Source organism: Novosphingobium nitrogenifigens DSM 19370 (assembly GCF_000192575.1).
Lineage (GTDB): Bacteria > Pseudomonadota > Alphaproteobacteria > Sphingomonadales > Sphingomonadaceae > Novosphingobium > Novosphingobium nitrogenifigens.
The window spans coordinates 1,180,587-1,186,892 of record NZ_GL876926.1; the positions used below are offsets into that span (position 1 = coordinate 1,180,587).

7 protein-coding genes are annotated in these 6,306 nt (G+C 65.1%); 4 read left to right on the forward strand and 3 right to left on the reverse strand.

Annotated elements, in window-relative coordinates:
• Positions 1-3 precede the first annotated feature (3 nt).
• A complete protein-coding gene (locus Y88_RS05570) occupies positions 4-1,116 on the reverse strand; it encodes an efflux RND transporter periplasmic adaptor subunit (RefSeq protein WP_008067052.1) in 1,113 nt (370 codons plus the stop codon).
• Between the two features lie 84 nt (positions 1,117-1,200).
• On the opposite strand from Y88_RS05570, the gene Y88_RS05575 reads away from it, so the two are divergent.
• From Y88_RS05575 to Y88_RS05585, 3 genes are all read left to right on the forward strand, one after another.
• Positions 1,201-1,857 carry a response regulator gene (locus Y88_RS05575; RefSeq protein WP_008067054.1) on the forward strand — a complete coding sequence of 219 codons (657 nt, stop codon included), beginning with the start codon at positions 1,201-1,203 and terminating at the stop codon, positions 1,855-1,857.
• Positions 1,854-3,215 carry a sensor histidine kinase gene (locus Y88_RS05580; RefSeq protein ID WP_008067056.1) on the forward strand — a complete coding sequence of 454 codons (1,362 nt, stop codon included), beginning with the start codon at positions 1,854-1,856 and terminating at the stop codon, positions 3,213-3,215. Before Y88_RS05575 ends, Y88_RS05580 begins: the two co-directional genes overlap by 4 nt.
• A gap of 69 nt (positions 3,216-3,284) precedes the next feature.
• A complete protein-coding gene (locus Y88_RS05585; protein WP_008067057.1) occupies positions 3,285-4,499 on the forward strand; it encodes an MgtC/SapB family protein in 1,215 nt (404 codons plus the stop codon).
• Between the two features lie 7 nt (positions 4,500-4,506).
• Here the strand turns inward: Y88_RS05585 and Y88_RS05590 are convergent, their stop codons facing one another.
• Positions 4,507-4,938 carry a hypothetical protein gene (locus Y88_RS05590; RefSeq protein ID WP_008067059.1) on the reverse strand — a complete coding sequence of 144 codons (432 nt, stop codon included), beginning with the start codon at positions 4,936-4,938 and terminating at the stop codon, positions 4,507-4,509.
• 134 nt (positions 4,939-5,072) lie between these two features.
• On the opposite strand from Y88_RS05590, the gene Y88_RS05595 reads away from it, so the two are divergent.
• Positions 5,073-5,996 carry a cation diffusion facilitator family transporter gene (locus Y88_RS05595; RefSeq protein WP_026167014.1) on the forward strand — a complete coding sequence of 308 codons (924 nt, stop codon included), beginning with the start codon at positions 5,073-5,075 and terminating at the stop codon, positions 5,994-5,996.
• 129 nt (positions 5,997-6,125) lie between these two features.
• Here Y88_RS05595 and Y88_RS18865 read toward each other — a convergent pair.
• A partial coding sequence (locus Y88_RS18865; RefSeq protein ID WP_198133325.1) for an FAD-binding protein occupies positions 6,126-6,306 on the reverse strand: 181 nt, incomplete at its 5' end.

Below are 6,306 nucleotides of genomic sequence, written 5' to 3' on the forward strand. Positions count from 1 at the left end.
GCCTTACTGCCCCTGGCTCATGGACTTGAGCTCGGCGACACCCGATGTCGCGACGACCGCCCCCGCCGCCAGCCCGGACGTCAGGAACGTGCGATCGCCGATCTGCCCGGCAACCGTGACCTTGACCGGGCGAAAGCCCTTGACCTCGCGCACGAAGACGATGTCCCCGCTTTCGATATGTGCCACCGACGAGGCTGGCACCGACACGCCGCCGCCATGGGCGGGACCCGCGATCGTGACCATGACGCCCTTGCCCGGAACGAAACCGCTGCCCGCAGGCAGGCTAGCCTTGGCCGCCAGCGAGCGGGTCATCGGGTCGAGCGATTGCGCGACCGACAGGACCGTGCCCTCAACCACGCGACCGTCCTGTTCGACATGGATCGTCATGCCCTGCCGCACTTGCCCCGCGAGGCGCTCGGGCACTTGCAGATCGAGCCGCAAGGCCGCGACGTTCTCGACGATGAACGGCGCCGCGCCGTTCCCGACCGGCGCCCCGGTATCGACCGTGACACTCGCGACGCGTCCCGAAATCGGTGCCCGCAATGTGATCGTGCCGTCACGCCCCGCGCTGCCGATCGCCAGAAGGCGGCGATTTTCCGCAACGGTCGCTTCGGTTGCGCGCAAGGCCGCGCGGGCTTCGTCCGCCCGTGCAGGAGCGATGATCCCCTCGCGTGCCAGCTGGTTCATGCGGGCGGCATTGGCCGACGCGACCGGCAATTCGGCCTGCGACCGGGCGAGCGCGGCGCCGTATTGCACCGCTTCGCTCGCGCGGACCACGGCCAGTACGTCGCCCTGCCGCACGTCCTGCCCTTGAATGACCGCGACCTTGACCACCGTTCCGGCATAAGGCGTGGTGACCGCCACGCGCGCATCGGGCGGCAATGATACGACGCCCGGCACAGTCCCGACCGGCGTCGCATCCGCAACCCGGGCCGCTTCGGTCCCGATCCCCAGATTGGCCACTTGCGCAGCGGTCAGCGCGATGGTCCCGTCACCCTTGGTCGCTTCGGCCGGAGCCGCCGCATCGGTTGCCGCCTGCTTGCCACAAGCGGAAAGAGCGGCCAACGCCACGCAGAGCGGAACGGCCAGACGGACGGAAAGGGCGGGGCTTTTCATGAGTCCCGGCCATACAGGGGCAAGCTGACAGCAACCTGTCAGTTTGTCAGTGTATGCTTGCCCCGCAAAAGAGAGGATCGTGCTGTGCGGTTGCTGCTTGTCGAAGACGATGTCCAATTGGCCTCGCGCCTTGGCGAACGCCTGCGCGGGGCCGGTTTTGCCGTGGATGTCGCCACGAACCGCGCCGAAGGCGAGGCATGGCCCGACCTCGACAAGATCGGGGCGGTCATTCTCGACCTTAATCTGCCCGATGGCTCGGGCATGGATCTCCTGCGATACTGGCGCGCGCGCCGGATCGCATGCCCGGTCATCATTCTCACCGCCCGAGGAAGCTGGCAGGACAAGGTCGAAGGATTGAATGCCGGAGCCGACGATTTCGTGGTGAAACCGGTGCGCTTCGAAGAATTGCTCGCCCGCCTCCACGCGGTCTGGCGCCGTCAGCAGGGCGCGGCCGACGCCTGGATCGAAAAAGGCGCTTTGCGGCTCAATCCGGCGGACAAGAAAGCCGAGTTGGAAGGCGAGGAACTGGCGCTGTCGCGCATGGAATTCCGCCTCCTTCACCTGTTCCTGCGCCATGCCGGAAAACCGTTGAGCCAGAGCGAAATCATGGACCACCTCTACGACCTCGACAGCGAACGACAGGCCAACGCGGTCGAAGTGCTCATCGGTCGTCTGCGCCGCAAGATCGGCAGCGAGCGGATCGAAACCCTGCGCGGCTTCGGCTACAGGTTGCTGGCATGACCGCGATGTCTTCCGGTCCCGCATCCAGCCTGCGGCTGCGCTTCCTCTTCGCCATTCTCCTGTGGGTGGCACTGGGCATCGGCGGGATCTGGTATTCGGCCACCCGCGTGTTCATCAAGCATATCGAACTGCAATATCATGACGAACTCTATGGTCATGTGCGCGAACTGGCCGGGCTCGTCGCGGTTGCCCCCGACGGGCACATTGCGCTTTCGCGACCGCTCTCCGACCCGCGCTATCTCGAACCGATGTCGGGGTTCTATTGGCAGGTCACCGTCGACAAGGGCGATACGCTGCGCTCGGCCTCGATGTTGCACGGTGCGCTCGACGACAATGTCGCGCATTCCCCGCAAGTGATCCACATGGTCGATCGCGGTCCGACGGGCCCTGCCATCACTTATGGCTTCACGCGCCTGACGCCGGACGGGCGCGTCATCCATTACGTGATCGCGACCGACAAACGCTATCTCGACGAATCCATCGCTCATTTCACGATCGAACTGTCGCTCTGGTTGCTCGCGCTTGCCGTCGCGCTCATCGGCACCGGGGTTCTGGCCATCGCATTCGTGCTGAAGCCGCTCAATCGCCTCGGCCTTGCCGTCGCGGAACTGCGCAGCGGACGGCGCGAACCCCTGCAAGGCCCCTTCCCCACTGAAATCAGCCCGCTGGTCGATGACCTCAATGCCTATATCGTCGAAAACCAGGCCATCATTGAACGCGCCCGGGTTCAGGCCGGGAACCTTGCCCACAGCCTGCGCACGCCGCTCGCCGTGATCATCGACGAAGCCGAGCACCTCGCCGCCAATCCCGCGACGCAGGAACCAGGACGCAACCTGCTGCACCAGAGCGAGGCCATGGCCCAGCAGATCGAGTTCCATCTGGCCCGCGCCCGATCGGCCGCGATGGCCAAGACATCAGGCCACGCCAGCCCGGTTCCCTCGATTTTCCTTCCGCTGCTGAGCGCGATGCACAAGCTGCATCGCGACAGGACGTATGTGCTGCACCATCCGCCGGGCCTCTCGGTCCGCGTCGCGGTCGATCCGTCGGACTTGTCCGAATTGCTCTCGATCCTGCTCGACAATGCGGGGAAATGGTCCCGGGCCCGCATTCTCGTCACGATCTCGACAACGCCGACCCATTGCACCATTGGAATCGCCGACGACGGGCCGGGCATGACCCCGGAACAGATCGACGGAGCCTGCGCCATCGGCGTCCGCTATGATGAAACCCGCCCCGGATCCGGGCTCGGCCTTGCCATTGCCCGCGACATTGCCGAAGTCTACGACATCGCCTTCGAACTGGTCACGCCACCGACAGGCGGACTGGACGCCCGGCTGTCGATCCCCCTTGCCCCCTAACGCCTTCCGCCCACCAACAGGCCTTCGTCGATCGGGTTGACCATGCCGGACACCGCTCTTTTCCAACATATGCTGGTCGCGCTGGGGATCGGGCTCCTGATCGGAGCCGAGCGGGAACGGCGAAAGGCCCAGCGCCCGGCAACGGCGGGGCTGCGCACGTTCACGGTCGCGGCCCTGCTCGGCGCAGGGGCCGCCGCGATGCCGCAGATGTGGATGGCCGGGCTCGCCGTGGCCTGCGTCACCACTCTGGCACTCGTCAGCGCCATGCGTCGCAGGACGTCGCGTGATCAGGGAATCACCACCGAAATCGCCCTGATCGCAACAACGCTACTCGGCGCGCTCGCCATTGTGCAGCCCCTTGCGGCCGGGGCTCTGGCCGTACTGATCGCGATCGTTCTGGCCGCACGCGATCCGCTTCACCGCTTCGTGGGACAGACCGTCACGGCAGGCGAAGTCACCGATGTCCTGTTGATTGCAGGGGCAACGCTGATCATCCTGCCGATGCTGCCGGATCGGCAGATGGGACCGTTCGGCGCGCTCAATCCCCATTCGATCTGGCTGGTCGTGATCATGATCCTGGGCATCAATGCCCTGGGCGAAGTCGCGACCCGCCTGCTCGGCGCAAAGCTGGGCGTTCCGGTCCTGGGCCTTGCATCCGGTTTCATTTCCAGCTCGGCAACGATCGGCGCCATGGGCGCATGGGTCCGCGCCAATCCGGGCTCGCTGATCGCCGGGGCCGCGGCCGCGATCCTCTCGACGGTCGCGACATATGTGCAGATGGCTGTCGTGATCGAGGTCACCGACCACCGCGCCTTTGTTGCAACCATCGCTCCTGTCGGGGCGGCTGCACTGGCGGCACTTGTGGCCGGCGCCTTGTTTACAGCGCAAGCGTGGCACCGGACCACCGCCGAACCGCCGAAATTCAGCCGCTCGTTCAATCTCGTCATGGCCCTGACCTTTGCCGCCATGCTCGCACTCATGCTCGTCGCTGCCGCAGCCTTGCGCACATGGTTCAGCGGCATGGGGCTCGCGGCGGCCTCCGCCATCGGCGGGGTTCTCGATGTCCATGCGGCGGCGATCGCAGTCGCCTCGCAAGTAAGCGACGGCACGATCACCCCTGTGGAGGCAGTCGTGCCGATCCTCATTGCCTGCACCACCAGCACACTTGCCAAGATGCTGTTTTCCGCAACCGCCGGGACGCGTGCGTTTGCGGCACGCGTTGTCCCGGCTCAGGCGCTGATGATCGCGTCGGCCTGGGCCGTTGCACTTCTGACGCAATCGTGATCGGCGCTCACCAGCCGCCGCGCCAGTGCGAGCGACGGGCTTCGGCGTTCATCCAGCCTTCGATCTCGTCGTAACGTCCGGCGATCCGGCTGACCGAATCCCAGTCGCCTTCGGCGCATTCGTGCCGCTGGCGATCTTCGAGCCGGTCGATGTTTTCATGCATGCGTCCGGCGGTACCCGGATCGATATCGCCTTCATCGACTTCATGCCGCAGCCGCTGTTCCAGCATCCCTGCGCGCTGGCCCGAGCAGACCATGTCGTTGCGCCCACGCCAGTCGCCCCGCCAGTCCCCATGCCAGTCGACCGGCGCCGGACGGCCATATCCCGGACCATAACCGGGCTGTCCGTATTCCAGCCGAATGCCCCATTCCTGCGCCTGTGCCGCGCTGCCCAAACAGACCGTTGCCAGCATGACAGCCCCAGCCAGAACCTTGCGCATGATAAACTCCCTTCAATCCCCAGCGGTTTTCGCTCGACAAATCTAGCATCTGTCGCTTGGTACGATCTGAACCAGCTGTCGTTCGCCGTTCATCTTCGCGGCGCATGGGAGAGCGAGGAAACAAGGACGCGACGATGCACGGTTACGACCCCGCAATGGACATGGAAGACGAGGAGTTCGACGCGCAGACCAAGGCTCGCGCCGCCTCGCGCAGCACTTGGGTCAGCGTCGCGGTCAACACGACTCTCTCCGCGCTGCAGGTTGTGATCGGTTTTGTCTCGGGGTCCTCAGGCCTGATCGCGGATGGCATCCATTCGCTGTCCGATCTTGTCGCCGACTTCCTCGTGCTGTTCGTTTCGGCCCATTCCAAGGCCGAAGCCGACGAACGCCATCCCTATGGCCACCACCGGTTCGAGAACGCCGCATCCCTCGCGCTCGGCCTCCTGCTGGCAGGCGTCGGCATCGGCATGCTGTGGAATGCGGTCGACAAGATCGAACATCACGAAGCCATCGGGAAAGTCCATGTCGCCGCGCTCTACGTTGCAGGCGTCGCACTCGTCGCAAAGGAAGGGCTGTTCCGCTACATGCTCGCCGTTGCAAAGCGGGTGAAATCGGGAATGCTGGTCGCCAATGCCTGGCACGCGCGGTCCGACGCGGCCTCGTCGCTGGTGGTGGGATGCGGGATCGCGGGAAACCTGATGGGCTATCCCTTCCTCGACCCGGTCGCGGCACTGCTGGTCGGAGCGATGGTCCTGAAAATGGGTTGGGAATTCGGCTGGGAAGCCCTGCACGACCTGATGGACCAGTCGGCCGACGACGATGAAGTCGAAGCGATCCGCGCGACGATCCTTGCCGCCCCCGGCGTGCGTGGCTGCCACGACCTGCGTACGCGCAAGATGGGCGACATGCTGATGGTCGATGTTCATATCGAGATCGACGCCCACATCACCGTCGAAGCGGGACATACCATCGTCCAGAAAACCGAGGAAGTCGTCCGCGCCCGCCATCGCGTCCTCGGCATGATGTCCCACATCGACCCCTGGCGCCCCGCCACCTGAACGCAAAAAGGCCCCGCCGTTCCCGGCGAGGCCTTTTTTCATGGACAAACCATTCGCTCCACATCCGTCACCCCGGGCTCCGCCCCGGGTGACGGATGTGAACGGAGGTTCTGCGCGCCCTACGCGATCTCAGAGCTTGGAAACCAGCTCGGGAACGGCGGTGAACAGGTCCGCAACGAGGCCGATGTCGGCGACCTGGAAGATCGGCGCGTCTTCGTCCTTGTTGATGGCGATGATGGTCTTGCTGTCCTTCATCCCCGCAAGGTGCTGGATCGCGCCCGAAATGCCGACCGCGACATAGACTTCCGGT